Raw genomic sequence first — 25897 nt, 5'->3', positions numbered from 1 at the left:
ATCACCTATGTGAATTGATGCATGTATTTATCATCGGTGATCTGACCATGGGAAATTGTGATGACTCTAGTGGCTGCTTTTTGTATGAATTCCTGATCATGGGAAATTAAAATCACTGCCATTCCTGTTTTTCTGAGATTTTTAATTTCTTTTACCAGCTGTTTCATATGATAGTTATCCATCCCTGTGGTGGGCTCATCCAGGATTAAAATCTGAGGTTTGCGAGTCATTAAAGCAGATATTAGTGTTCTCTGCTTTTCACCGCCACTCAGAGAGTGAGGATGTCTATTTTTAAGTTTTTTGAGATTCATGGAATCTATAACTTCTTCAACTTGCTCCTTAATTTGCTGAGAGCTAAATCCTAACTCGGGTAATCCAAAGGATAGTTCCGTGTATACACTGTCCATGAACAGCTGATGATCAGGATTTTGAAGAACCATACCCAGTTTCCTGGCAACAGGCAGTTTTTTACTGTTCTGAGAAAATTTTATTTCTCCCTGGGATGGTTTGATGAGTCCGGCCAATAATTTGGCCAGGGTGGTCTTACCCGAACCATTAGCTCCTTTTATACCCAGAACCTCTTTTTCGAACAGAGAAAATGACACATCCCCTATTCTGAATCCGTTTCCATACTGATAAGTGATATTTTTTACTTCAAGAACCGTATTTTCAGCTTTTCCCATTTTTTGATGATTTTCATCCTCCAAGTGATATTTGTAAGTGGATGGCGGTTTTGGATTCCTTATTCCATGTTTTTCCCGTAGAAGGGGATCATCTAAAAGTTCAGGGCCTCCTTCCTTTACGATTTTACCATCTTCCATGATTAAAATCCGGTCTGCGAGTTTTCTGGCATAATGGGTGCGGTGGTCGATTAGTATAATTGTTTTACCTGTTTTTTCCAGTTTTTCAAGCACCTGGAAAAGTTCGAAGGCTCCCTGGGGATCCAGGTTGGAGGTGGGTTCATCCAGTACCAGTACCTCTGGATTAAGTGCCAGGTTGGCTGCTACGGCTACTCTCTGCTTCTGACCTTCAGAAAGGTTGAATACGTTACGTTTTCTGAAACTGGGCATGTTCACATATTTCAGAGCCTCAGTAACCCTTTCATGAATCTCATCTGGATTCAATCCCAGGTTCTCCGGGCCAAATGCCACCTCATCCTCCACGCGTAGAGTGAAAAATTGCGACTCCGGATTTTGAAAAATAAACCCCAAATATGGAGCAATTTCTGAAACATGATAATCCTTAGTGTTTTTATCCTTAATTATGACCTCGCCTCTCATTTCCCCCTCCAGTATATGGGGTATGGTTCCGTTGAGTGTTCGGGCCAGGGTGGACTTGCCACAGCCACTTCTTCCTGTGATAAAGATGAATTCACCCTTTCTGACTTTGAAGTTAACATCTTTAAGGACTGGCTGCTTGCTATGAGGGTAACGGTAAGTTAAATTACTGACTGTAACTTCAGCTATGGTATCAGCCCCCAGGTATTGCTAATAAAGATGATTTATCTATTAAAAGCAGAGAAAAGGCGGCTGATGCAATGAAAAATGCGAACAATAGGTCGTTAGCCCCTATTTTTAGTGTCTTCAAACTGGATCGTCCTTCTCCACCTTTAAATCCGCGACTTTCAGCGGCGATGGCGATTTCATCTGATAGTTTAAGGGTGCGAATTAATAAGGGGATTATTATTCCCCGGTAAAAGTAAGATGGTCTGCGGATGATGTCCCAGGCGGTCAGGTTTATTCCCCGCAGCTTCAGGGCGTTCATTATGGCAGCGGCTTCCCGGGCCAGGGTGGGGATGTAACGGAGGGTAATGGTGAGGGTGAAACTTAAAGCTGGGGGAAAGCGCATCTTTTCCAGGGCCTGGGCCAGGTTGTTGGGAGATGTGGTTAAGGCGAATAACAGTCCAGCAGTGATCATCACCCCGAAACGGGCGAAAAAGGGACTGAATGACACCAGAGAATAGTTGAAATTTCCGGTTATTAAAGCCAGTGCCACCACAGCTATTAAGCCAAAGATGAAAAAAAGTAAAAGAAATCGTATCATGCTGCGAAAGGTTCTGGAGATAATCGCTAATAATAGCAACAATATTTCCAGTGTTAAAAGCAGGATTATGTTTTCCATATATACTGATAGGAGAGTTACACCTAGAAGAAGTCCCATTTTGGTGCGGGGGTCCAGCCGGTGCACCATGGAGTCTACTTCATTTATATCTGTGGTGAATGGTGAAAAAAGACTCTCCAGGATCACTCGCCAATCGCCCCTGCTTTTTTGAGTTCCTTAACTATCCTAGAACCAACCCAGCCTCCCAGGGCACCCAGGGTGGTGGTGATGAGTGCAGAAACCAGTATCAGGGTAGGGGTGAGGATGTTCTGTGAAAATCCGAATAAAAAGGGGACAGTGAGGATCACCAGGGTTTCCACAAACTGGTTAACTCCGCAGGCTGCAATTAAAGAATTTCTGGAACCGTATTGGCTGAATTTGATCTTAGTCACTGCATCAGCTGCTAATCCTCCCAGAATGGTGGTGGGAAGCAGTGGTAAAAATGCAGGCATGATAAAGCCGCATATTATCCCATTAACCACACCAATAATGGTGAATGTGCCTATCTTCCCTACTTTAGCCAGTCCAATGGCAATCACAATGCTTACAAAGAATGCTGAGGCCACTGATTTAGCTGGTTCTATGGGTGTTAGGGCAGAGATGCCCAGAATGGTTACGGTCTGCACAATGAACATTAAAGCAATTATCATACCAATAAAAGCCAGGTCTCGGGTGGTAAACTTTTGTAGATTCATATTTATCTCCATTTTTATTTTTAGTGGATTTTATTCAGTTTTTTAGTTTTATTCTGTTTTATCATTTCCAAAGGCCATCTAAAGTCCAGTAAATCTTTAAGATTGCATTTATACTTTCACACCACTTCATCCAGATAAAAATGTGCAGCGGTTAGAGTGGTGGAAATATCCTCCAGAACACCTATGCTCCTATTTCTGGTTTCGGCATTGACAAATACCAGATTTACTCCTTCAATCATTTCAGAAATCAGTTTGATATCTGTTTCCAGATTATCCTCCAGGAAAACGTTCCCTCTGCCATCTGAAATTATAATCAAAGTGGGGGTTGCTTTTTTCTCCAGTTTTGCCATTTCCAGGGCCTGATAAATGGCAGGAGTAAGTGGTGTTTTTCCTCCGGTGGGCAGGTTCTCCAGGGATTCTTCAATTTTATTCACATCACGGGTGGGTGGAGATAAAATCTCGGCCTCATCTCCCCGGAAGGATAAAAGAGCTACACGGTTCTTTTTTTCGTAAGATTCTTTGAGAAGGAGCCAGGAAAGGCTTTTAGCAAACCCGATTTTTTTATCCAGGCTCATGGAAGATGATGAATCAAGTAGTATGATGTAAAGGGATTCACCCTTGCTGACCCGGACCTTTTCCATAACATGCTCTGGTAATATTACCAACTCTCCTTTGACTCCAATACTATTTTCCCGAGCTGCCTTGCGCACAGTGGCATCTACTGCCACGCTGGTGGGTTTTTTACTATCCCTGGCCTTCAAGTACATTCCCCTTTTTCCTGTGACCTTGGAACTGTTTTTACCCTGCACTGCCCCCATGGCCTCCTGACGGGTGATATCCTTTTTCAGCTGTCGCTCACGATTAATTTCAAAAACTTCTTCTGGAGGTTCGCCCTGTATCAGGTTTTCAATGGTCTCCGGGGTGAGGGGTTCATCCTTCTGGAATGGTAACTGTTTCATCCGGTGGGTTAATGCCATTAAAGCTGCCTCTTTCAGGTCTTCTTCGATTACTTCGCGCCTTCCATCCAGTGCTGCCAGAGCGCGGGATGTTTTTTCCATGACGATATCTGCTCGATGGGTTTTTATACCCAGGCTGGTGGTGATTTCCACTATTTTCTCCATCATTTCCTTTGAAACTTTGACTTGGGGTAGAATTTCTTGGGCATTTATAATGACATCCTGCAGTTGTTCCTGACGTGATTTGAATTTCTGTTCAAATTTCCAGGGATCCTGGTCAAATTCTCTACGGTACTGCATTATTTTAAGACGTTCTTCCTTTGATTCCAGGGCTCTGACCTCAACTGACAAGCCGAATCTGTCCAGTATTTGCGGGCGCAGATCTCCTTCTTCAGGGTTCATGGTCCCGACCAAGATAAATCTGGAGGGATGGTAGATGGATATTCCCTCTCGTTCCACCAGGTTCACACCCATGGCTGCAGAATCCAGTAACACGTTTACCAGGTGATCATCAAGTAGGTTCACCTCATCGATGTAGAGGATGTTTCTATTTGCCCTTGCCAGAATACCTGGCTCTAACGCTTTAACACCGTCTTTTAAAACTTTTTTAATGTTTATGGTTCCAATTACCATGTCTTCAGTGGCAGATATGGGGAGGTCCACTATTTCCATTCTCTTGGAAACTGAGGGAAGAGTTCCTTTTTCTTTGTATTTTTCCTGACAAGAAGCACACATTAACTTCAAATCAGAGGGATGGCAGTTAAAAGCACACCCCTTCACAATTTCTATCTGGGGCAGTAAATAGGATAGTGAACGCACGAAAGTGGATTTTCCAGTTCCCTTGTCTCCTTTTATTAGTACTCCCCCAATTGATGGATCAATGGCATTGATTAGAAGAGCTTTTTTGAGTATGTCATGACCCACCATGGCAGTGAATGGAAAAATAACAAATTTATGATGCATAATCGTAACTCCCATTTTTAATAAAGATTGATACTATTCTAAATCTATTTCACTCTTTCTAGTGTAACCAAATCATTTAATATAATACTTTCGATCTACACTGTATTATTACTTTGACCGGGAAAATAGGGTTGAAAGTAATAACATGTTGATTGAAAATTAAATCTAAATACAAATAGAAACTTGTAAGAATCTCTAAAAAACCTGATTAAACCAAATAAATTGTTTTAAACAATTCAATCTTTTATTAACCCTAAAATTTGCAGATTTGAGATTAATAAGACGACCATATAATTATAAAAAATAGTGAAATTTTAGGGATTATAAAATAAGAAGTTGTAAAGTTTTGGGAGTTAAGCGATATTTGAAAACAATCTTTGCCCTAATTTGTATTTGTTTGGTGAAAGATACTATTGAATGATGAAATTTTGATGAAGAGTTCACCACCCATTAACTTTCAGTTCCCAAAAAAACAAAAAAATTCTAAAATCTTAATCTGCCCAATAGAGTTTTTTTTAACTGGGAAAAAAGTTCTGAACTGATTTTAGACATAATAATATTATTTTATTTGAATATAGCTTATTATAGAATATTAGGAACTGGGAATCTTATAAGAAAGATTTAACAGATTAGATTATTTTTTTCCGATTTTGACTTTCATCAAATTATTCTGTACTAAAAGTTATTCAGGAGCTAAAATCTCTTCCAGAAGAAGCAAGGTTTTTTCTACACCGGATTTCTGTCTCAAAAGAAGCTGCTCTGAGTCAGGCATTAGCAGATCTGCGTATACATCAGAAGTAGCTCGAACTGTGAATTCATCGCCCGCTATGGCAATTCCTCCCTTACCAATCCCAGCGGTGGTTCCGATACCTATATCCGCCCCTGATATGTCTTTAACAGCTTGAGCCATTAATACTGCCACCTCCTGATCCTCTTCTTCATAGTAAACCTTTATTCCTCTCTTCAATTCAGCAGGTTCAGGAGCATCAACCTTCAGAACTGTTTTAAGTGCACTGAGTGTGGGAATGAACAGTCCACACAGAAGCAGGACCTCACCTTGGAGTTTATCTATGCTATCTGGCTTCAGTACATTTGGACCGAATTCTCCCTGATAACCCTGGGCCCAGGCATGTATTTCGCGGGCTACTATTCCATGGGTGAAACACTCGGCTGTGGCAATTTTCAGAGTCATTGAATTCCCTCTAATACAAATTTACTGAATAATTATTTCCAATAATTCATTCCTTTCATTTCCTCATCTTTAAGGATTTTAAGATTTCCTTAGTCATTATATCAGCAATTTCCTGCAGTACATAGGGAGTTACTGGTTCCGGGTCTTTTATGAACTTTCCCGTGGTTATGATGGTGTGGTTTTCTTCAATTCCAGCCTGTTTTAACTCATTGACAACCGGATTATTCGAATCTGCTTGGGAAATCTCCAGTACTTCTATTTCCTCTTCCCCTACACCAAATACTCCCGCCGTGCTTATGGTAGTGGCACCAATCATATGGGCCTTTTTTATGATGGCTGCCGTGGTAGGTATGGTATTTCCCCCGGCTATTTCCACACAAACCACATCTCCCTTGATTAAACCTAAATTTGTCAGGTTAATGTCTTCGCGGATGGGTATTACCTCTTTAATTCCTCTGAATTCACGTAAAAGATCCACTTTGTATTGTCCCAGTTTTCCTCCCAGGATTCTGAAGATTACATCCCCTTGTGAGATTTTCTGGGAATCAATGGCAGTTATTGTTTGAGGACCTCCCCGGTGGGTTTGAACCAGGTTAAGTCCGGTACGTATGCCCAGTCTTCCCAAGCCAACTAGAGTCACATGGCCCTCTGGAACCTTGTTATTTTCAATTTCTTCTATTCTCATATAACACCCTCATAAGCCCGTCTTGAAAAAAATTTAAAACTATTTAACTCAAACATATTTAATAATAATCTTAATCTAATTCTTAAAATCTTTATATATCCTTTCTTTGAAAACTGGAGTGATATCATGTTTCAAAATTGTGGTTGCAGTCATTATTTGTAGTTATTATTATTTCAGGAATATTCTAGGTATATTTCAGATACTCGGACTAAGGATAAGTTAAGAGAATGTTAATTTAAGTACTATGAACAACAGAAATAGAACTGCAGGGCATCTAAATATTGTGATACATTTGAGCGAAAAATGTTTTTTTTAATCTTCAGATGCCCTACCATTCATACAATATCCGGATTTTTCTACCTAAAGGTATTAAATCCTTCTATTGACTTTTGGAGGAGGTGTGATGAGGCAAAACCTCTCCAAAGTTTTATTAGTACTAAGTACTATAAATACTTTGTCTTAAAATAGTATTACTACATGGTTTTCTTATTTCACCTCTTTAAAGTGTTTAAAATTTTTAATTAAACTATTCCAATATAACAATTAGAGTTTTAATTACCCTATAAATTATCTTTGGATTTTAAATGAGTTTTCCAGGGCATTTCAGAGAAATTTAAATGGGCTTTTACTCCCAAGTCACTGAATATCTGGCAAAGTTTGATTAACCCTGGAATTTCTGTGGCCTGGTGAGTAGCATCCACCAGATTAATGCCTAATTTCCGGGCAAGTATGCTTCCAGGATGAGTGAGATCCCCTGATAATAATAAATCTGCTCCTTTTTCACTGGCAAGTTTTATATAATGAGGATTTAAACCAAAACCTGATATTAAGGCTACTTTTTTTATTCGATTATTGTTCCCTGGAACAATTCGAATATAATCTACATCAATGGAATCAAATACATTTTTCGTGAAATCATCAAGGCTGCAATCTGTTTCACAAATCCTTCCTATTCCGGTTTCATCTTCTAAAACATGGGAAGCTTTTAGTTTTAGGGAGTGGGCCAGGGCGTCGTTGGCTCCGCCCTGGACAATATCCCAATTGGAATGGATGATGTAAGTGGGAATAGTTGGAGGAAAGAGTGGTGGATGGTGACAAACCAGGAGGTCCACTTCCCTACTTTCCAGATCAGTTTCTGGAAGCACATCTAAAATTACTTCTACTTTTTCCACCTCAATTTCACTCGGAAGGCCGGGGCCTATGAATCCTACTTTATCATCCTTTAGGGCCAGTTTGAGAGGAACCTTTTTTTCAAGTGACTGGAATAATTCAGATGCTAACATCTTCCACCCTTGAATTTATTTTCCGGAGATATTTCTCAATAATCCCATCTGAGGATAAGGGTTGAAGTGCAGATAGTATTAATGCAGGTTCCTGGAGGAGGGATAGAAATTTTTTATGATCTTTTTCTTTGAAAAGAACCCCTTCATAGAAATTCATACCAGCCACACCATATAGAACTCCGCTACTTTCTAAAACATCATCCAGGCTTTTTCTGAGAAGTTCCATGGTTAGAGTCATGGTCCCGGAAGTTTTAGTGTTCAACCCTCCTGTTTTTAAAATTCCCTTGTATTTAGAAGTAGAAACATTAATTCTGTGCTTTATGTTACTTTTCTTCATAATTCGGTGGTCGCTTCCATCAGAGGTGGGGTCCTCTGCCAGGAATATGGGAACATCAGAATTAACATACTCTCGAACAGTTTCCGGGCTTAAACCCCCTAAACCTGTGGTGTCCATTACCAGATCAGCTTTTCTGATCCTGGTTAAGTCATCAGAAAACTCAACACCATCTCCTAGAAGGTGTGCTAGGTGGGGTTGAATGTCAATAACTGTGACCTTTGAAAATTTCTTGAATTGGTCAGCCAGTTTCATTCCAGTGATGTAGGCTCCTACAATCACTGTCTCCTGAACCTCCACATCCAGTGACTTAACCCACCCCAGAGTGGCCTCAGCTTTAATATCCGTTATTCGGTTAACTATTTCTCCGACTTCTATTCCTGAATACATGGTAAAAACTTCTTCTGTGATTCCCCTTTCCTTAATGATCATTCCACCACCGAAAAACCGATTCTCAAAAGTGCCTCAGTTATTTCATCTTTTACTGCATCCCGTACATCTTTACCATGAAGGATATGAGATGGTGAAGTGGCAGCGGATAATATCCTGCCCTTTTTATCCATTATTACCAGTAATGATCCGGAACCTGGTACTCCCAGCCGTCCCCTGGCAATGACCAGGTCACAGTCACATATATCAAGGGCCAGTAAGGCTTTGGTAATTGCAGGAGTTCGTGATAGGTCTGCAGAGTTGGTGTGAATGCACATGTGCTCGGCACTGGGTAAATTAAATTTTATTAAAACTTCGTTTATGGCGGAAGTTTTCACCGTGTTTTTGTTAGGAACCACAATCCTTTTACAGGATCTGATATGATTGCGAAGGGCAATTAATTCGTCTTCTGTGTCTCCGAAGCGTTCATCATTAATGGATTCCTGATAGGCGTTTTTAACAGATTCTTCGAAGTTCATAATGTTACAACCTACCTTTAAATTGTAATTCCAAGTTATAGATTAATTATTCGTGAATTATTATTCATGAATTCCATCCATCATTATACATCATGGTCATTAAAAATTATATTCCTAAATTTCCTAAATTTGATTGTTAAATTTAAGTTATCCCCACTTCCTTAACCGGGCAGAGGATTTCATTTATTTGAGGGTTGAGTCCGAGCTCCTTAATGGTCTTTACGACTTCTTTAAGGTTTCCAAATGTGGGAGAACCCACTCCTTTAACATCCAGGGGATAGTTATCTGGTATAACTGTTGCCACATTATCCGCCCCTGCCATCAGGGAATACTTCACATTTTCTGGACCAATTGTGGGTGTGGGAACTGTGATTCTCAGGTTATTGAAGATCAATCTGGTAATGGCAACAGTCTTCATTTGCTCAATTAGGGAACACGGAGGATGATTTTCCATGGGAGTCTCCAGGTAGGGGTTGAATCCCATAATGGGTACTTCACCCAGTGTGTTGAATTCCTTTAGGAAGAAGAGATGATTCACCCGATCCAAGTAGGATTCACCTATACCAATTAACAAACCCGATGATAACTCCAAACCAATATCGTTAACCATTTTACATGTCATTAATCTGTCTTTAAGTCTTTCTCCAGGTTTCAGATGATTGAAGAGTTTTAAATTTATAGTTTCCAAATTACAGCATACTGTGTCGGTTTGGTAATCTGCCAGTTTTTTTATGGATTCCTGATTCAGATCTGAGCCGACATTTACCAGTAATTCAAGGTTGGTGTTTTCTTTCACAATTCTGGCAGCGCGAACAGCATGCTGACCTTTATATCCATGGGCTCCGGAACAACTGACACGTGGAATTCCTGCCTTTTCAATTGATTGAACAGCCATGGAAATTTCTTCTTCAGTTTTTGAAAAAGAATGATAATACCCTTCCGAAGATGTTTTAGCTGCAAAACCACAATATTTACATTTAGGGGTTATGGTGCACACATTGGTTAAATGTACAGTGGAGGTTAATTTAATCATACGACTATTTGAGTCCCGGATTTGACTGGCAGCTTCAAAAATTCTGGTAAGATCCTCAGAAGGTCTTGTTTGGAACAATTCCAAAACTTCATCTTTTTTTAGTTCTTTTTCAGCTAAAGCTTTGCTGATAATTTTTTTTATCAATTTAGCACCTGAAACCGTTTTATTGAATGATTATTTATAGAATGTGATGATATGAGAATTTTAAACTTTTTTAAGATAACATAAAGGATTTCTTTAAGTTGAAGATAGTTTCTAAACTTGGATTATTCTGAACATGATTCATAGTAAATACTTTCACCAGTAAATACTGATTTACCAATAATGGGGTGCGATTTTATTTTAATTTGGCCATTTTTTTGCTTTAAATTTTAAAAAATAATAATGAAAGGGCATGTTTATTGTGCCCTTTTCTCTAAAGCTTCTAAAATGGTTGGTAATATTTCTCCTGTGGCTCCGAAGTTCATGGAATCTGCGGTTCCCAGTAATGCTCCTGGGTCCAGTTTTTCTTCCATGTGGTCGATTCCAGCAGTGTTCATAAGGGCTGTGATCTGTTCCAAGGATTCTTTGGCCATCATCTGGGCGAATCCTGCAGGAGCTCCCAGTACATCCATCACTGAGTCTCGGTAACCTAATATTCCGGCATAGGTGATGGCAGTTAAAGCAGAACACATATCACAAACTGGACCTAAAAGTTCAGCAGGTAATTTGAATGCATTTGCCCTTGCTTTTTGACCCATGTTAAATAGCTGGTCTATTGATTCGTTGTTTGCGTATCCTTCAGCAATGTAGACTTGTCCTTTCATTTCTGGAACTGCACCAGGGTGATATGATGAAACATTAACTTTAGGGGCCACATTCATTTCTGGACTGCTCAGTTCATCGAATATATTTTTGAACATGGTGGTGGGCACAGTACAGGCATGAGTTAATATTGCGCCCTCTTTGAGGTCGTCAGCGAATTTTTCTATGATTCCCATCTGCATGTCACCCTTAGGGAACCAGGTCATTACCCAGTCAGCATCCTGCACAGCCTCGTTGTCATCTGTGGTAACTTCGAAACCTAAATCTTCAGGATGTGTGAAGTGAATTGCACCTTTTGGTGGTTTTGGTAGATCTTTAGCCACTTGGTTTACTTTTTCCCTTATCTGAGGCATTATAGATTCTGGGTTTTCTTTGTGTGCTGCTATGACATCTTCATAGGCAAAATCATCAATTACCTTGAAGTCATTGTCAAATACAGGGTCAGCCACAACGACTTCATCCACTCCGGCCAGTTCCATGAGTTCTGCACCCATAATTATGGTTGAATGAGTCATGGCTATTTCTGGTTTTCCAACTTGTTCTGCTACTTCACAGGCTCGGCTGAAATTTGTTATTCCGCTGGCAGCATGGGTCCTGTAACAACCGGCTCCTAATATTGCAACTTTCATACTTTCACTCCTTTTTTCAGTTAAATTGTAATACTACATATCACTTTAGTAGTACAAAATTAGATAGTCTAAATGTAATATAAATGTTTTGATTTATGACACAAATATAAAGAATTCAAATATAAAATAATAAAAAAATTGAAAAAATAATATTATATACAAGCATATACACAAAATAGTTTTTTACTAATAAGTCCAAAAAGAACAAAAAAAATTTGTTGTCCATCAAATCAGATTATTTCAGAGAAATGAAGGAAATGATGGACAAAATGTTTGGTATTGAAGGAAAAATCCCTTTATTTCTTGATAGTTGTTGCTCTTTCACTCATTAAAGCATTCTGATCAGTTAATCCCACCATCTGATCTGGAATTTGATCTAAATTCTCCCCATATTTTAGTTTATCACTGACTGTTTTCTGTTTACGGATGAAAGTTCCTTCAGTGAGGTTGAATCCAAAGGGTAAATGTCGCCTACATATATTCCTCACATTTTCATGGAATTCATCTGGATCTTCTACTTCCTGAGTTGTGATTTCAATTAGAACCCGGCCTGTTTTAATATGTAAATCTATTTTTTCACCTTTAATAGTGATAAATCTAGGTTCTTCTCCGTTTTCTGGAGGCATTTTCCTCCCATGGAGAACTATTCTGTTAACTGCATCAATATCCTTCAGGTCAGTTAATAGTTTTTCCGTGGTCTTGCAACCTAACAATCTGTGGGGAAATATTTCAATATCTGTTTTTTGAGCTTCAACACCCATAATCATAACCTCTTTTAGTTTTTTTTTGATTTAAATTGAATATTATTCATTTAATCACCTAAGTACAATTCAATTAATAAATTTCCATTCGATCTCTAATTATTTTCATTTGAAATTTGATCTTCTATGATGATCTTCTATGATCTTCTAATAAGAATAAAGGAGACAAGTCGTCTCCATTTTTCTGTAGGAAGGAATTTGGCAGTAAATGGTGGCATTCCATTTGTTTGCCATACACAGTTATAACCGACAGTAATAATATAACTATTATTTATTTTATTACTATCAGTTAGTCATTAAAGAAGTAGTAAGAAGTATATAATCTTTTCGATTAACAGGGGCTAAAAGTTATTAGCGTTTGAGCGATATTTGCAAACAATCTTTGCCATAATTTATCTTTGTTTGGTGAAAGAACCATAATAAACGAATTTCAAATTTTAATGAACAGTCCAACACCCTTTAACTTTACAATCCCCATTTATTTAAATGAAAAGAATTAATTTAGAGGAACTTTTGAGGTTTTTTTAATGAGAGTAGTCTATAAAGTCATCCGCTCAAACTGATTTTGATAAAAAATGCATCCCTTTATTTGTAATAAATAGTATATGAATAATAATATTTTTTCCTGTTTTTAACTTAGACCAAAATCATTTATAAAAGCCTCATTCAATAAACCCCGCCCTAATTTTCCCATACTTCTTTTGAATATTATTATTACTAAAGCAAATAAAAGAGTCATTCTTACTTATTTTTACAATAAAAATATTATTTAGTCTTTCTAATATAAAATAAACAATATTTCATTGACTTATTCTTTTTAAATGCTTAATAATAATTTTGAATAACCAAAACCTTTATAAATGTAATACTACTTAAGCAATTATTAATCAGAGTAGGAGTAATATAAAAATGATAACTAGTAATACAAATGTGGATATTTCCATAAACAAGATCAAAATGATCCGGCCCAATACAAATCCTCGTAGCTGTAATCTTAATTTGAACGTGGATTGGAGTATTGAATACATCAAATCAGATGAAGGAAACATGGAATATGTTTGCACCCTCAAATCGATAGGTGAAATGCCACTTCAATTCGCAGTCCAGGGTATTTTAGAATGCAAAAAGCAAGTTGAGGATTTGGAGAAAAGGTCCCATGAAATTTCCCCATTAATTCTGGAAAAATGTATGAAAACCATGATGAACCTGATAAACATTACCAAAAATGACGTAATCACCATTAAAACCGTTCCTGAAGTATATTTAAACTGTGTTTACGACGATTTCAAGAATTAATTTCAAAAACATTCATTCAAAAACATTCAAGTTGCATTAAAAAAACCACATTTAATCGTTTATTATCATTTTAAAGCCCTTAGATAAATAAAAGTTAGATTTTCAATCTGAAATTACTCAGATTTTGATTTAACATCATTAATATGCCAATATCATAATATGGCAGGTGAAAAAAAATGTTCAAAGTTGCACATACCATTTGCCCCTCCTGCAGTGTAGGATGCGGCGTGAACCTGATAATTAAAGACCAAGAAGCTGTAGGAACCTATCCATATAAAAGACATCCCATAAACGAAGGAAAAAACTGTAAAAAAGGAAGAGATTCCTTTAAAATGCTAGGCGAAAACCGTCTGAAGAATCCTTTAATAAAAAAAGGTGGTCTTGAAAAGGCAAGCTGGGAAGAGGCTCTTTATCTGGCTGCTTCCCAATTTAAATCCTATGAGAATCATGAAATAGGAATTATTGCCTCAGGAAATTGCACCAACCAGGAATATGAAATACTGAAAAAGTTCTCAGAAAAACTGAAAATTGAAAATATTGGATACAATTCCCCAAACAGCACCACCTTTGACCTGGAAACAGCCACCCTAAGCGATGTGGAAAACTCCAATTTCATCCTGATTATGGGAGACATTTTAAAAGAAAACCCTTTAATTGGAAGAAGAGTTATTTTAGCCAAAGATGATGGAGCAGAAATAATAACACTTGATTATCCTGAAAAAACACTCACCAGCATCAACTCGGAAAAATATCTACAGATTCAAGCTTCAACATCAATTATGGAACAAATAGACAGTGACATTCTGAATAAATTAGACCAATCTTCCACAGTCCTTATTGGGAAATTAGAAGATAAAAATGAGTTTAATAAGGTTTTAAAATTTTTCCAACAGTCTAATGCTAAGATTCTGCCAGTTCTGGAAGACTGTAATGGAAGAGGAGCTATGAACATTCTCCCTGCTTTAGGGGAAGATGATCTAAAGGGAATGGTGGAAAAAGTAAAACTTTTATACGTATTGGGAGATGATCCAGTTTCTTACATGGAAGACTACCTGAAAAATGTTGATTTTATAATTACACAGGGTTATTTCGTTAATGAAACGGTTTTGATGTCTGATCTGGTACTTCCAGGATCTTGCTGGGCAGAAAAGTCAGGATCTTTCACCAATACCACCGGAGAAATTCAAAAATTCAAAAAAATCGTCGCAACTCCAGGAAATGCTATGGATGATGTGAAGATTATCCATAAAATTGCAGATAAATTGGGACTGGATTTATAGGGTGATGTAAATGGAATCACAATTTTTACTTGCCAAAGCAAAGGATGAAGAAATAGCCAAGAGAGGAGAATGTGGAGGTGCTGTAAGTGCCTTATTCAAATATTTGTTAGATCAGGAACTGGTTGATGGTGTGCTTACTTTAAGTAGAGGGGATGATGTATATGATGGTATTCCCATCCTGGTTGAAGATTCAGAGGACATAGTTGAAACCTGCGGTTCCCTGCACTGCGCACCAACCATGTTTGGGGATTTGATAAGCAAACATCTAAATGATATCAGATTGGCAGTCAGTGTTAAACCCTGCGATGCCATGGCCATAAAAGAACTGGAAAAAAGGCATCAGATAAACCCGGACACCATTTACAAAATAGGGCTTAACTGTGGAGGTACAGTGATGCCCATAACCGCACGCAGAATGATAGAGATGTTCTATGATGTGGACCCGGCAGATGTAGTGGCAGAAGAAATTGATAAAGGGAAATTCATCATCGAACTGGCTGATGGTACACATAAATCTGTGGAAATCGATGAACTGGAAGAAAAAGGATTTGGAAGACGTGGCAACTGTCAAAGATGCGAACTGAAAATCCCACGCAATGCGGATATGGCCTGTGGTAACTGGGGGGCAGAACCGGGTTGGACCTTCATAGAAGTAGTAACCGAGAAAGGAAAGGATCTGGTGGAAAATGCTAGACAGAATGGATATATAGAAGTTAAGACTCCTTCTGAAAAGGCAATGGTTATAAGGGAAAAAATAGAGGGAGTTATGATTAAATTAGCCCGTAAATTCCAGGATAAATATCTGGAGGAAAATTATCCTGATCAAGAAAACTGGGATGAATACTGGAACCGTTGCATAAAGTGCTATGCCTGTCGGGATGTTTGTCCTTTATGTTTCTGCAAGGATTGCGATCTGGAAAAAGATTTCTATGCAGATGAAAAAGAAATAGCACCTGATCCTCTCACCTTCCAGGGAGTCAGACTGTCCCATATGAGCTTCAGCTGTGTTAACTGTGGACAGTGCGAAGATGTGTGTCCCATGGAGATTCCTCTGGCTCGCATATTCCATAGAATGCAGAAAAAATACCAGGATGAAACTGGATTCGTAGCTGGTGTGAGTGAAGAATTGCCACCACTTTACAGTCCAGAAAAGGAATAAAAAAACAATTAGAGAACGTGAATCTGTAAAAACTTGGATCTGAAAATATTATTAGAAAACTTAGGGATTAAAAAAACTAAGGGTGATAGAATGTCAGAAGATGATACAAAAATCGTGGGATTTTGTTGTAACTGGTGTTGTTATGGAGGTGCAGACACTGCAGGTACTGCACGGATGCAGTACCCACCCAATGTTAGAATTTTAAGGGTGATGTGCTCTGGTAGAATCAACCCATCAATGGTGCTTAAAGCTTTCAAAGAAGGGGCAGATGGTGTTTTTGTAGGTAGTTGTCATATGGGGGACTGCCACTACGATGCAGGGAATTATAAATGGAACCGAAGGGCTAAAATGGTTGAAGACCTTCTACCGGAATTTGGTATAGACAAAGAAAGGTTCAGATTTGAATGGATATCCGCTTCCGAAGGAGAGAAGTTCCAAAAAACCATGCGGGAATTTACAGATACCATCAAATCTAAAGGACCCCTAAAAAGATCCCTGCCAAAACTAACTGCCCCTGCAAAAACTGCAGCAAAAGCTTAAAATAATACTATTTTAATTTTTTTAATCTTATTTTTTGGTGATAAAAAAATGAAAATTGCAGTTTATGGTGCTGGAAATCAGGACCTTTACGTGAATCAGCTGAAACTACCTGAAAAGTATGGGGGAACCCCACCATATGGGGGTAGCAGAATGGCTATGGAGTTTTCAAATGCAGGCCATCAGGTTTACCTTGCTGAACCTGATGAGAAGATGTTTCCCTCCAATATGTGGAAGATAGTGGAAGATGCTGGGGTTACAGTTACTTCTGATGATGCTGAAGCGGCCAGAAACGCAGAAGTAGCCATCCTTTTCACACCCTTCGGAAAACCCACATTCAAAATTGCTAAAAATATCATATCCCACCTCCCTGACGAAGGGGTGATTGCCAACACCTGTACTGTATCTCCCCTGGTACTCTACTATGTACTGGAGGTTGAAATAAAAAGAAAAAGGAAAGATGTTGGAATCTGTTCCATGCACCCGGCAGCAGTTCCAGGAACTCCACAACACGGACATTACGTGATTGGAGGGCACACCACCAATGATCTGGACCTGGCAACTGCAGAGCAGATCCAGAAATGTGTTGATCTGGTTAAAAGCTGCCAGAAAGATGCCTACATTGTACCAGCTGATGTTTCATCGGCAGTGGCAGATATGGGATCCCTGGTAACTGCGGTGACACTTTCTGGTGTTCTGGATTATTATCAGGTTGGAACCAAGATCATTAAAGCTCCGAAGGAGATGGTTGAAAAACAGATACTAATGACCCTGCAGACCATGGCCTCCCTGGTGGAGTCTTCCGGAGTTGAGGGGCTCTTAAAGGCCATGGATCCAGAGTTACTGGTGAAAAGCGCCAGTTCTATGCACCTTTTAGAAGAACAGAAAGAATTAGATTCTGCTTTAGAAACCCTTTCCCATCTGGATCCGGAGCTGATGCAGAATGCTAAGGATGCAGAAATAAAACCAACCAACCTGGTAGCTGCTCAAGCATTATCCAATGAATTACTGGCCCTTATGGGAGAACGTGCATCCGAAGGCACTATCAGAAGGTGCATGCGTAAGATGTTTGAGTGAAAACCATTTAAAAACAAAAATGGTTTGAATTTCTATTTTTTTATAAATTTTTTACATGCCATATTGACTCCAAAATAATCTTAAGAAATTCTACTTTATAGTTATGATTTTTTCCCGGCTTAATCACTATTATGTAATACTTAAAATTTATTTTATACTAACTTTTAAATAGCTTAACCAATTATTATAACTAGAACCCACTAAAACCGGAAGGGGATTAAAAAACTAACAATGTGTATTCTTAACCATTAAAGACTTTAAAAAATTTAAAAGGTGATTTTAGTGCACGATATAATCAAAGATGCAGTAGGTGACATGGATTCAGCTCTTGAACTCAGTAAATCAGATAAAAATGTCCTGGATGTGGTGGATGCAGTCAGTGAATTATCAACTCCCGAAGCCACACAACTGGGAATGAATTTCAAAAAATTCCCTCTGGGATGCGATCTTACCGAGATAGTGGTGGGTACCTGTGCATCAGACATAAGTAAGGATGATTTGCTGGGAAACTGTATTCTATCTGATATGATCGGTGCTTCAATTCATGTGTGTGCCTATGCATTTGCAGATATCGCAGAAAAAGAGGGTATGAGGGGTATTGATGTTCTCCAGGAGGTTCGGGAGACCACAGATGTGCCCCTGGATTTGGATCACTTTGGAAGGTTCGGAGCCATGCGCTTCCCCAGGGAGATAGTTAAATGCCCTGGTCAGTGCTACTTTGAAGGTCCTCCATTTGAGGGATGCCCCCGGGACCGTATTCATGCCCGACTGCTGGATAAAGAGGAATCAGCTTTAGATGAAAGGGATGATTGGATTAAATGCTCTTCATCAGTGGCCATAAACCTAACCAGTGCCCAGGGTGGAGAGGGACATGCTGCACCCGTGGAAGAGGCTGAAGAGATTGCTCAGCTGGCCAAAAAATATGGTAAAGGAGTGGAGGCCATCATGTTCATTGGTGATGGTTACGATGATCTTATCACCGGTTTTGAGAAAGCCTTACAACTGGGAGTGGATGTTTTTGTACTGGAGGGAGGTCCCTTTAACCAGTCAAATGACCGTCTGGAATCCTTTGCCAAGGCAGTGGCTATGGCCCGTATTCTGGTGCCAGGTAAGATCGTGGCCACCAATGGTGCCTATGAAGATGAATGCCGGGTGGGACTGCGTGCTGGTCTTAATGCCATTATCACTGGTTTTCCCAAAAACCATCATGGTTACATGTGTGGTTACAGTCCCGGAACTGCCAAAAAAGGCAATTTTGGACTTCCCCGTGTGATAAAGATCATTAGAGAAGAACTGAAGCCGTCGTTGACCAGAGTACCCATCCAGAGGGATGAACTGGAAGCACTGGCCCGTGCCATTAAAGTGGTGGGGCCGGAGAATGTTTATCCCCAGAAGATAGGTGAATTCCCCATTGGTGATGCTCACTGGGCAGTGGTTCCATCATCGCCTCTTTATGAGAAAGTGAAGGTTAAAAGAACCATTCAGAGTGTTCATGAAAGTTTGACTGGTAGTAGTGCTGCACTGCTTGGGGGAAGATTCGTTTCATGGGCTTTGGCTAAAGAACTGAGTCAAGATATGGATGAGATCATCATCAGTGATAAGGATCCTTGGGTGGAGAAGGTAACTGTGGATATCTTAAATGAACAACTACCATCCACCATCATTGGAGCCTCCACAGATGATATAAAAGCATCCCAAAATGCGGAACACACTATTATTACTTCCACCATCCCCGAACTGGTTACCCAGATATCCCGGAAGCTGGACGAATCCATTACCCTAATTTGAAGATAAAAATTTAATGATTAAAATTTATTTTTTTATAGGCAAACTCAAAAATAAAAAATAATACAATCCCATTAGTTTAATGCGCAAAAAACTGTCTTAAAAAAATAAAACAAAAACATATAATTAGTTCAATTTTAATTACAATTAATTTTTCCTGTTATGGAGGATGAGTTATTGATATGATCACATGAATCAAAAAAAGAGTAGAATATAAAATATTTAAAAAATGCATTCAAACCTGATTCCTATCTAGTTTAAGCCTTCCTACCAGCCATAACCACATCAAACTCATCCAGGTTAACACTTCCAATAATCCGGTAGAACTCTTCTTCTGGTTGGTTGAGTAGTTCCTTGGGATCTATTCCTCTTGTTTGTTTAAGGCCACGGATGAAGTACTTAGAGTCTGGGCCCAACTCATCTATTAGACGGTAACCTCTTCCAATGTTAATCAAATCATTCTGGTCGAACTGTGAAGTTAACTTCTTAATCTTATCCACCAATTGTTCCGTGGGTTGTTTATAAGTTCCCCATTCTATGGCTGTCTCGATTTCCATGGGTACCTCCAGTTCCTGGGCAATTTCACTCTGGGTTTTTCCAGTGTGTTTCCTAAATCCTAAAAGTAGATCTTTCAAATCTCCTTGCATACATAATCCTCCTACTTTTTATGGTATTAATATGACATAAGTTCTATAAATAATTTTATAAATAAAAGTATTATTATTGAAAGAGGTTAATTATTTCCTATTTTAGGGTTAAGTAGTTTAAGTTAATAATTATATGAAAATAATTCCAATATTTGGTTTATTTGAAAAATTAATCAATTATATTTTTTACTTAAGATGATCACTAAAGATTATTTAAGATTCATTAAACAGAACTATCTTCAAGAATTCCCCATTTTAAGCATAATATTAGCGATAGATTTGATACAGCGAAAACTTATTTAGATGAAAAACGTACCTAATCTAAAAAACATTTGTAAAATAACAGTTCTTATTACCTAAAAATTCCACTCCACCAATTAAGCAGGATTATATCAACACGAAATACTCACATATATCTCCAAAAAACCTATTAAAATTCCAAATAAATCCATAATGTAATAAAATCAACTCATTATAGGTGTCTTTTTGATCAAAAAACGTTACTTGTTGGCATTAGTTGTTATACTATTGCTGAGTTACATGTATTTCATAGAGCCTCACTGGATCGAAACCAAAACGATAATCATTGAATCTGACCAGATACCAGCCCAGTTCGATGGTAAAAAAATTGTTCTCCTAACTGATATTCACGCCGGACCTAATTTTAGGCAGGATCAGATTGATAATCTGGTTAATCAGGTTAATGCCCTGAAACCGGACCTTGTACTGCTGGGAGGGGATTATGTGGATGGTGATCCTGAATACATAAATTCAACATTTAGTTCATTATCCCAATTAAAAGCACCTCTGGGTGTTTACGCAGTTTTGGGAAACAAAGACCCCCAGTATTACACCCTGGAAGCCATTCCTAAATATGGAATCACCTATATAGGGAACAAAGGAACCTGGATCCAAGAAAATGGTGCCCGGATCCGTCTGGGTGGAGTGGGAGACTACAACAATGGAGCCCATATCCAGAGTGCCACCACTTCAGTGGTCACTCCCCAGGACTTTGTGATCTTACTTACCCACAACCCGGATTACTTTCCCCAGGTGAATAAATCCAAGGTTGACCTAGTTTTATCCGGCCATACCCATGGAGGGCAGGTGACCTTTTTCGGACTTTTCGCACCAACAACACATTCAGATTATGATAATAAATACAGAACAGGCGTTATAAAAGAGAAAAACAGTACCTTAATCGTGAGTAATGGTCTGGGCACCACCATATTCCCCTTAAGGTTTTTTGCAAGACCCCAGATCATCGTGGTGGAACTTGAAAAGAAGGGATAGATCTGAAGGGATAGAAAAGGGATAAAAAAGGGATAGAAAAAAAGACTTGAAAATTAATTGAAGATTATAGAAAATGAAATTAGGATTATAAGATACTATTTAAAAGGATTATAAAATATTATTCAACTTTCAAAGTCACCTAATCAATCAAAAATGTCATCTAAAGTTTTAAACACATACCCTTGGTTATGCCCGGTTTCTTATCTAAGAGGAGTTTGATTGCTTCTTCAAAGTGTTCCAGTGCTTCTTCAGTTCTTCCCAGATTTCTGAGAGTAACTCCTTTGTTATACCATGCTGGGAAATATATGGGATGTAACTGGATGATTTTATCAAAACATTGGATAGCATCTTCCTCCCTACCCATATCCATCAGTATAAGTCCTTTATAATTAAGGACATCCCATTCTTTAGGCTCAATTTTTAATGCAGACTCGATATATTGCAGTGCTTCTTCAAGTTTTCCCATTTCATAGTAGGCACGACCAGTATTGTAAAGAGCAATGAAGGATGTGGGATCTGATTCTGTTGCTTTTTGGAAGAATCCAATGGCAGCCTGGTAATCTCCCTGGTCAAAGAGTATCTCCCCCTTGGCATTACACAGATCAGGGTAAAGATCATCGGAGGTTTCAATTAATCCCAGAGCTTCATCTATTAATTTTTGAGCATTTTCATTATCTCCTATGAAATGGTAGGCTAACCCATTAAAGTACAGACCATCCACATCATGGGGTTCTTTTGAGAGAAATTTTTCATAAGAACGAATAGCTTTATGATACTCACCCAGGTAGAACAGAACTGTTCCTTTATCAAAAAATAGTCCGATATTTTCCGGGTTGTATTCTAATGCCTTATTGTAATCTTTAAGTGCTCGATGCAGATCCCCCACATCAACGTATACTGCCCCCCTCAACAGATGAGCATCAGGATTATGTGGTTCGAATTCCAATGCCCTGGAAAAAAGGTTGATTGCTTCAAAATAATCTTTATGGTCTAACCATGTTTCTATCCCCTTTTCAATGTAGTAGTGAGCACCCTTGGATTTCATTAGAACCCTCCTGTCCATATTATATCTTTATTATCAAATATAAAAATTTGGGATAAAGTTCAAAAACTGTTCTAAATGGTTTTATTGGTAATGGGAGTGATTAATCTTAAAAAATCCAAAAATAAAGTATTTGAAGATAATACTAGTTTGAAGTAGGCAGAATTTTACTTTATGAAGCAAAGATTGATTCACGAGAAATTAGCGAGTATCTTTGTTACAATATTTTACAATATTTAAAAAAAAAATAGATAATATCATCTCTCATTCCACTAAAATGGATTTAAGGAGAGATGATGCCAGTTTTCAAGTTTTTTTTTCTAGGTGCCTTTCTAGGTGCCTGCCCCACCAGTTAAAGTGTCAGTGGAGATGTCCATTAAGACTGGTTTGGGTAGTTTAATACCTATGGTTTCTCCTATAACATCTTCCACTGTTTCTACTGGTATGAACTCCATTTCTGCCTTGACATCCTCTGGAACATCATCCAGGTCTTTAAGGTTTTCTTTAGGTAGGATGACCCTTTCTATTCCTGCCCTGTGGGCGGCGAGTACTTTCTCTTTAATACCTCCCACTGGTAGCACTGCTCCTCGGAGGGATATTTCACCAGTCATAGCCAGTTTAGGATCCACCTCATGTCCAGTTACCAGAGAGGCAATGGTGGTGAGTAAGGCTACACCGGCAGATGGTCCGTCCTTGGGAATGGCACCTGATGGTACGTGTATGTGCAGGTCTTTCTTGTCAAATTCCACAGTTTTTAGGTTGAGAGCCAATCTGGAGCGTATGAGGCTCTGGGAAATCTTGGCAGATTCCTTCATAACGTCACCTAACTGCCCAGTTAGCATTAGTTTCCCAGTTCCGGGCATGAAGGCCCCTTCAATGAAGAGGATGTCTCCACCCACTGGAGTCCAGGCCAGACCAGTTACCACCCCCGGAGGGTTCTTTTTACCTGCCTGGTGGATCTGGATAAGTTCATGACCAAGTAGATCATACAACATATCCTCTCGAATCACGTAGGGGAGGTCGACTTTGCCCAGGACAATTTTTTCAGATGCCACCCTGGCCACAGTAGCTAGTTGGCGTTTCAGTCCTCTGACACCCGCTTCTCTGGTGTATTTTTCTATTATGGTTTTAATGGCATCATCATCGAACACCAGCTGCCCCTCATTCAGACCATTATCCTCCAGGACTTCTTCAATAAGGTGGTTTCGGGCAATGTGGAATTTCTCATGGCTGGTGTAGCTTCCTATTTCTATGATCTCCATACGGTCCTTTAAGGGAGCTGGTATCCCCTTCAGGGAGTTGGCAGTGGCTATGAAGAACACATCTGACAGATCATAGGGCACTTCCAGGTAATGGTCAGAGAAGGTATGGTTCTGTTCCGGGTCCAGGACCTCTAATAGGGCGCTGGCCGGATCACCACTGTAGGAGGCCATGAGTTTATCCACTTCGTCCAGGATAAACACCGGATTTCGTTCACCGGCACGTTTCATTCCCTGAATTATACGTCCGGGTAATGCTCCCACGTAGGTTCTCCTGTGCCCACGGATTTCTGATTCATCCTTAACCCCACCCAGACTGATACGAACGTACTTACGTTCCAATGCTTCGGCTATACTCCTTCCTAGGCTTGTTTTACCAGTTCCTGGTGGGCCCACCAATAGGAGGATGGATCCCTGTTTGTTTTGTTTGAGTTTCATCACTGTCAGGTGCTGGATGATGCGATCTTTAACTTTATCCAGACCGTAGTGTTGTTCATTTAAGAGCTTCCTGGCGGCTTCAATATCAATATCCTTAATCTGGCTTTCACCCCAGGGTAGAGACACTAAAAGGTCCAGATAGTTTCTTATGACATTTTCCTCAGAACTGTGCGGACCCTGTCTTTCTAGTTTGTTCACCTCTTCCAGGGCAATTTCCCGTACATGATCAGGCATACCTGCTTCTTCAATGAGATCCCGGTAATCCTTTTTACGTGGACTGCCCTCTGCCTCGTCTAGTTCATCCTGAATTACACGTAGCTGTTCTTTCAGGAGGTTTTCCCTGTGTTTTTTGTTCATTTCTTCATTTAGTTTGGCTGCCATTTCCATCTGAAACTGGATAGACTCTTTCTGTTCAATAAGTATGTCCAGGAACTTCAGGCTTTTCTCCCTAAGTGAGCGTGTTTCCAGGAATTCCTGTTTTTCTTCCAGGGATAATCTCATGTAGGGGAAAATAGTGGCAATAACTTTACCCACGTCAGTCATTTTATTTATCTGATCTGCATAGGCTTTGGATTCTTTGAAGTTTTCACTTATTTCACTAACCAGATAACGCACGTGTTTAAGGATTTCTTCCTGATTATCTGGGTCTAAATCAGCCAGGTCAGGGATTAGCTGGTACTTAGCACGATAGTTTATCCCGTCCTGTATGAATTCGTCGATTTGTACTCTTTCAATGATTTCCACCTTTAAATGATAAAAATCTCTCATTTCAGTGGCATTTTCTATTTTTACCAATGAACCTACATGGTATAAATCTGATGTGGCATAGAACCTGGCAGGTAGCCCTTCTTTAGTAGCCACAGCTACACCAAAGTAATCATGGTCTTTAACCCGGTTGTGAATTTCCCTCCCCATCTTTTTAGTAATTTTAAGATTCATGTTAGTTTCAGGTAATAAAACCATGTCTGGTAAAACTAACACAGGCAGTTCTTGATTTTCGTTTATTTTCTCCATATTATCACCCGTAGGCTTTTAAATCTCCTTTTTACTCATATGATAAGTCTAATACTCGCAATTTCAGTTTTAACTCAATTTAGTTTTTAATTCTCCATTTTAAACTTCTAGTTAGTGCTCTGAAAAAAGCTTTCAGAAAAAAAATGCAGGCTTTTATGGGGTCTTCTATTGGGCTGGATTTATTCTTCCCCTTTTTCCAACTGGCAGCATTTTGATTTTTCCAGTTGATTGCATTTGGCAAAAGCACATTTAAATAAAAAATCAATTCTTTTATGGTGTTTTTGAAGGGATTGTTTGTTGAATCGGTAGTATATATAGTTTCCCTCTTTTTTTGCCTTGAGGATCTTAGCATTTTTTAGGATTTTCAGGTGCTGTGATGCTGCAGGTTGTGTGATGCCCATGTTTCTGGATATTTCAGTTACACTGATTTTCTCCATTTCTCCAGATGCCAGTGCATAAATAAGAAGCAACCGGTTAACATTGGCCAGGGCCTTAAAAACCTCTTCCATTTCTTCGGTTGCCTCCAATGTTGACTTGGAATTAATCCTCAGCATAACATGTAGTATATAAGAATATGCTTATATACTTTTCTATCATACTGATTTTATGACCGTTATTATTATACCATACTCAAAATTCATTAAAAACATTAAGAAAAAAATAGACCATCATTAGAAAAAAAACTGATAAAACCATGATGAAAATAATTCAAGACGTTTTTTGCATT

The 25897-nt window shown here is 38.9% G+C and carries 24 protein-coding genes; 8 read left to right on the top strand and 16 right to left on the bottom strand.

All coding sequences use genetic code 11. The features are described 5' to 3' along the window. Nucleotides 1-5: 5 nt before the first annotated feature. Entirely contained in the window at nt 6-1280 is a 1275-nt protein-coding gene (locus tag HVN35_06130; protein NYB52116.1) for an ABC transporter ATP-binding protein, read from the bottom strand. A 15-nt stretch (nt 1281-1295) separates the two neighbouring features. Between HVN35_06130 and HVN35_06125 the strand changes: the two genes are divergently transcribed. Beyond that, on the top strand, nt 1296-1442 hold the full coding sequence (locus HVN35_06125) for a hypothetical protein (protein NYB52115.1): 147 nt from the start codon (nt 1296-1298) through the stop codon (nt 1440-1442). Nucleotides 1443-1470: 28 nt separating this feature from the next. Here HVN35_06125 and HVN35_06120 read toward each other — a convergent pair whose 3' ends face one another. From HVN35_06120 to mcrD, 11 genes are all read right to left on the bottom strand, one after another. Continuing rightward, nucleotides 1471-2247 (bottom strand): energy-coupling factor transporter transmembrane protein EcfT, encoded by a 777-nt coding sequence (locus HVN35_06120; protein NYB52114.1) that lies wholly within the window; start codon nt 2245-2247, stop codon nt 1471-1473. Continuing rightward, nucleotides 2244-2795, bottom strand: a complete 552-nt coding sequence (locus tag HVN35_06115; protein NYB52113.1) for an MptD family putative ECF transporter S component — start codon at nt 2793-2795, stop codon at nt 2244-2246. Before HVN35_06115 ends, HVN35_06120 begins: the two co-directional genes overlap by 4 nt. A gap of 116 nt (nt 2796-2911) precedes the next feature. After that, nucleotides 2912-4714, bottom strand: coding sequence for a VWA domain-containing protein (locus HVN35_06110; protein ID NYB52112.1), 1803 nt, complete (start codon nt 4712-4714; stop codon nt 2912-2914). 682 nt (nt 4715-5396) lie between these two features. Beyond that, nucleotides 5397-5906 (bottom strand): UPF0254 family protein, encoded by a 510-nt coding sequence (locus HVN35_06105; GenBank protein ID NYB52111.1) that lies wholly within the window; start codon nt 5904-5906, stop codon nt 5397-5399. A gap of 55 nt (nt 5907-5961) precedes the next feature. Continuing rightward, nucleotides 5962-6591, bottom strand: coding sequence for a hypothetical protein (locus tag HVN35_06100; protein NYB52110.1), 630 nt, complete (start codon nt 6589-6591; stop codon nt 5962-5964). A 560-nt stretch (nt 6592-7151) separates the two neighbouring features. Then, nucleotides 7152-7874 carry a Nif3-like dinuclear metal center hexameric protein gene (locus tag HVN35_06095; protein NYB52109.1) on the bottom strand — a complete coding sequence of 241 codons (723 nt, stop codon included), beginning with the start codon at nt 7872-7874 and terminating at the stop codon, nt 7152-7154. Then, nucleotides 7861-8640: a DUF1188 family protein gene (locus HVN35_06090; protein NYB52108.1), complete on the bottom strand. Its 780-nt coding sequence runs from the start codon at nt 8638-8640 to the stop codon at nt 7861-7863. Before HVN35_06090 ends, HVN35_06095 begins: the two co-directional genes overlap by 14 nt. Then, nucleotides 8637-9116, bottom strand: a complete 480-nt coding sequence (locus HVN35_06085) for a DUF3236 domain-containing protein (protein NYB52107.1) — start codon at nt 9114-9116, stop codon at nt 8637-8639. The genes HVN35_06090 and HVN35_06085 overlap by 4 nt, the downstream gene beginning before the upstream one ends. Before the next feature lie 142 nt (nt 9117-9258). After that, a complete protein-coding gene (gene bioB / locus HVN35_06080; protein ID NYB52106.1) occupies nt 9259-10293 on the bottom strand; it encodes a biotin synthase BioB in 1035 nt (344 codons plus the stop codon). A gap of 254 nt (nt 10294-10547) precedes the next feature. Further along, the gene (gene hmd, locus HVN35_06075; protein NYB52105.1) at nt 10548-11582 is read right to left on the bottom strand and encodes a 5,10-methenyltetrahydromethanopterin hydrogenase; all 1035 of its coding nucleotides are present in this window, start codon (nt 11580-11582) and stop codon (nt 10548-10550) included. A 296-nt stretch (nt 11583-11878) separates the two neighbouring features. Further along, on the bottom strand, nt 11879-12343 hold the full coding sequence (mcrD, locus tag HVN35_06070) for a methyl-coenzyme M reductase operon protein D (protein NYB52104.1): 465 nt from the start codon (nt 12341-12343) through the stop codon (nt 11879-11881). A gap of 909 nt (nt 12344-13252) precedes the next feature. Between mcrD and HVN35_06065 the strand changes: the two genes are divergently transcribed. The 6 genes from HVN35_06065 (at nt 13253) to hmdC (ending at nt 19480) form a co-directional block, all read left to right on the top strand. Beyond that, complete coding sequence (locus tag HVN35_06065; protein ID NYB52103.1) at nt 13253-13639, top strand: pilus assembly protein; 387 nt, start codon at nt 13253-13255, stop codon at nt 13637-13639. Between the two features lie 176 nt (nt 13640-13815). Continuing rightward, the gene (locus tag HVN35_06060; GenBank protein NYB52102.1) at nt 13816-14919 is read left to right on the top strand and encodes a molybdopterin-dependent oxidoreductase; all 1104 of its coding nucleotides are present in this window, start codon (nt 13816-13818) and stop codon (nt 14917-14919) included. A gap of 10 nt (nt 14920-14929) precedes the next feature. Next, on the top strand, nt 14930-16078 hold the full coding sequence (locus HVN35_06055) for a Coenzyme F420 hydrogenase/dehydrogenase, beta subunit C-terminal domain (protein ID NYB52101.1): 1149 nt from the start codon (nt 14930-14932) through the stop codon (nt 16076-16078). Between the two features lie 90 nt (nt 16079-16168). Then, complete coding sequence (locus HVN35_06050; GenBank protein ID NYB52100.1) at nt 16169-16618, top strand: hydrogenase iron-sulfur subunit; 450 nt, start codon at nt 16169-16171, stop codon at nt 16616-16618. Nucleotides 16619-16666: 48 nt separating this feature from the next. Beyond that, nucleotides 16667-17692, top strand: coding sequence for a H(2)-dependent methylenetetrahydromethanopterin dehydrogenase-related protein (locus tag HVN35_06045; protein NYB52099.1), 1026 nt, complete (start codon nt 16667-16669; stop codon nt 17690-17692). 282 nt (nt 17693-17974) lie between these two features. After that, entirely contained in the window at nt 17975-19480 is a 1506-nt protein-coding gene (gene hmdC / locus HVN35_06040; protein ID NYB52098.1) for a 5,10-methenyltetrahydromethanopterin hydrogenase cofactor biosynthesis protein HmdC, read from the top strand. A 254-nt stretch (nt 19481-19734) separates the two neighbouring features. Here hmdC and HVN35_06035 read toward each other — a convergent pair whose 3' ends face one another. After that, nucleotides 19735-20124: a hypothetical protein gene (locus HVN35_06035; protein ID NYB52097.1), complete on the bottom strand. Its 390-nt coding sequence runs from the start codon at nt 20122-20124 to the stop codon at nt 19735-19737. 540 nt (nt 20125-20664) lie between these two features. On the opposite strand from HVN35_06035, the gene HVN35_06030 reads away from it, so the two are divergent. Beyond that, nucleotides 20665-21417 (top strand): metallophosphoesterase, encoded by a 753-nt coding sequence (locus HVN35_06030; protein NYB52096.1) that lies wholly within the window; start codon nt 20665-20667, stop codon nt 21415-21417. 160 nt (nt 21418-21577) lie between these two features. On the opposite strand, the gene HVN35_06025 is transcribed toward HVN35_06030, so the two are convergent. From HVN35_06025 to HVN35_06015, 3 genes are all read right to left on the bottom strand, one after another. After that, entirely contained in the window at nt 21578-22462 is an 885-nt protein-coding gene (locus HVN35_06025) for a tetratricopeptide repeat protein (GenBank protein NYB52095.1), read from the bottom strand. A gap of 329 nt (nt 22463-22791) precedes the next feature. Then, the gene (gene lon, locus HVN35_06020) at nt 22792-25170 is read right to left on the bottom strand and encodes an endopeptidase La (GenBank protein ID NYB52094.1); all 2379 of its coding nucleotides are present in this window, start codon (nt 25168-25170) and stop codon (nt 22792-22794) included. Nucleotides 25171-25349: 179 nt separating this feature from the next. Continuing rightward, nucleotides 25350-25724: a winged helix-turn-helix transcriptional regulator gene (locus HVN35_06015; GenBank protein ID NYB52093.1), complete on the bottom strand. Its 375-nt coding sequence runs from the start codon at nt 25722-25724 to the stop codon at nt 25350-25352. Nucleotides 25725-25897: the final 173 nt, after the last annotated feature.

It is taken from the genome of Methanobacteriaceae archaeon (assembly GCA_013403005.1).
Taxonomy (GTDB): domain Archaea; phylum Methanobacteriota; class Methanobacteria; order Methanobacteriales; family Methanobacteriaceae; genus Methanobacterium.
Note: the sequence above shows the minus strand (reverse complement) of the source record. Positions and strands in the feature narration are given on the sequence as shown.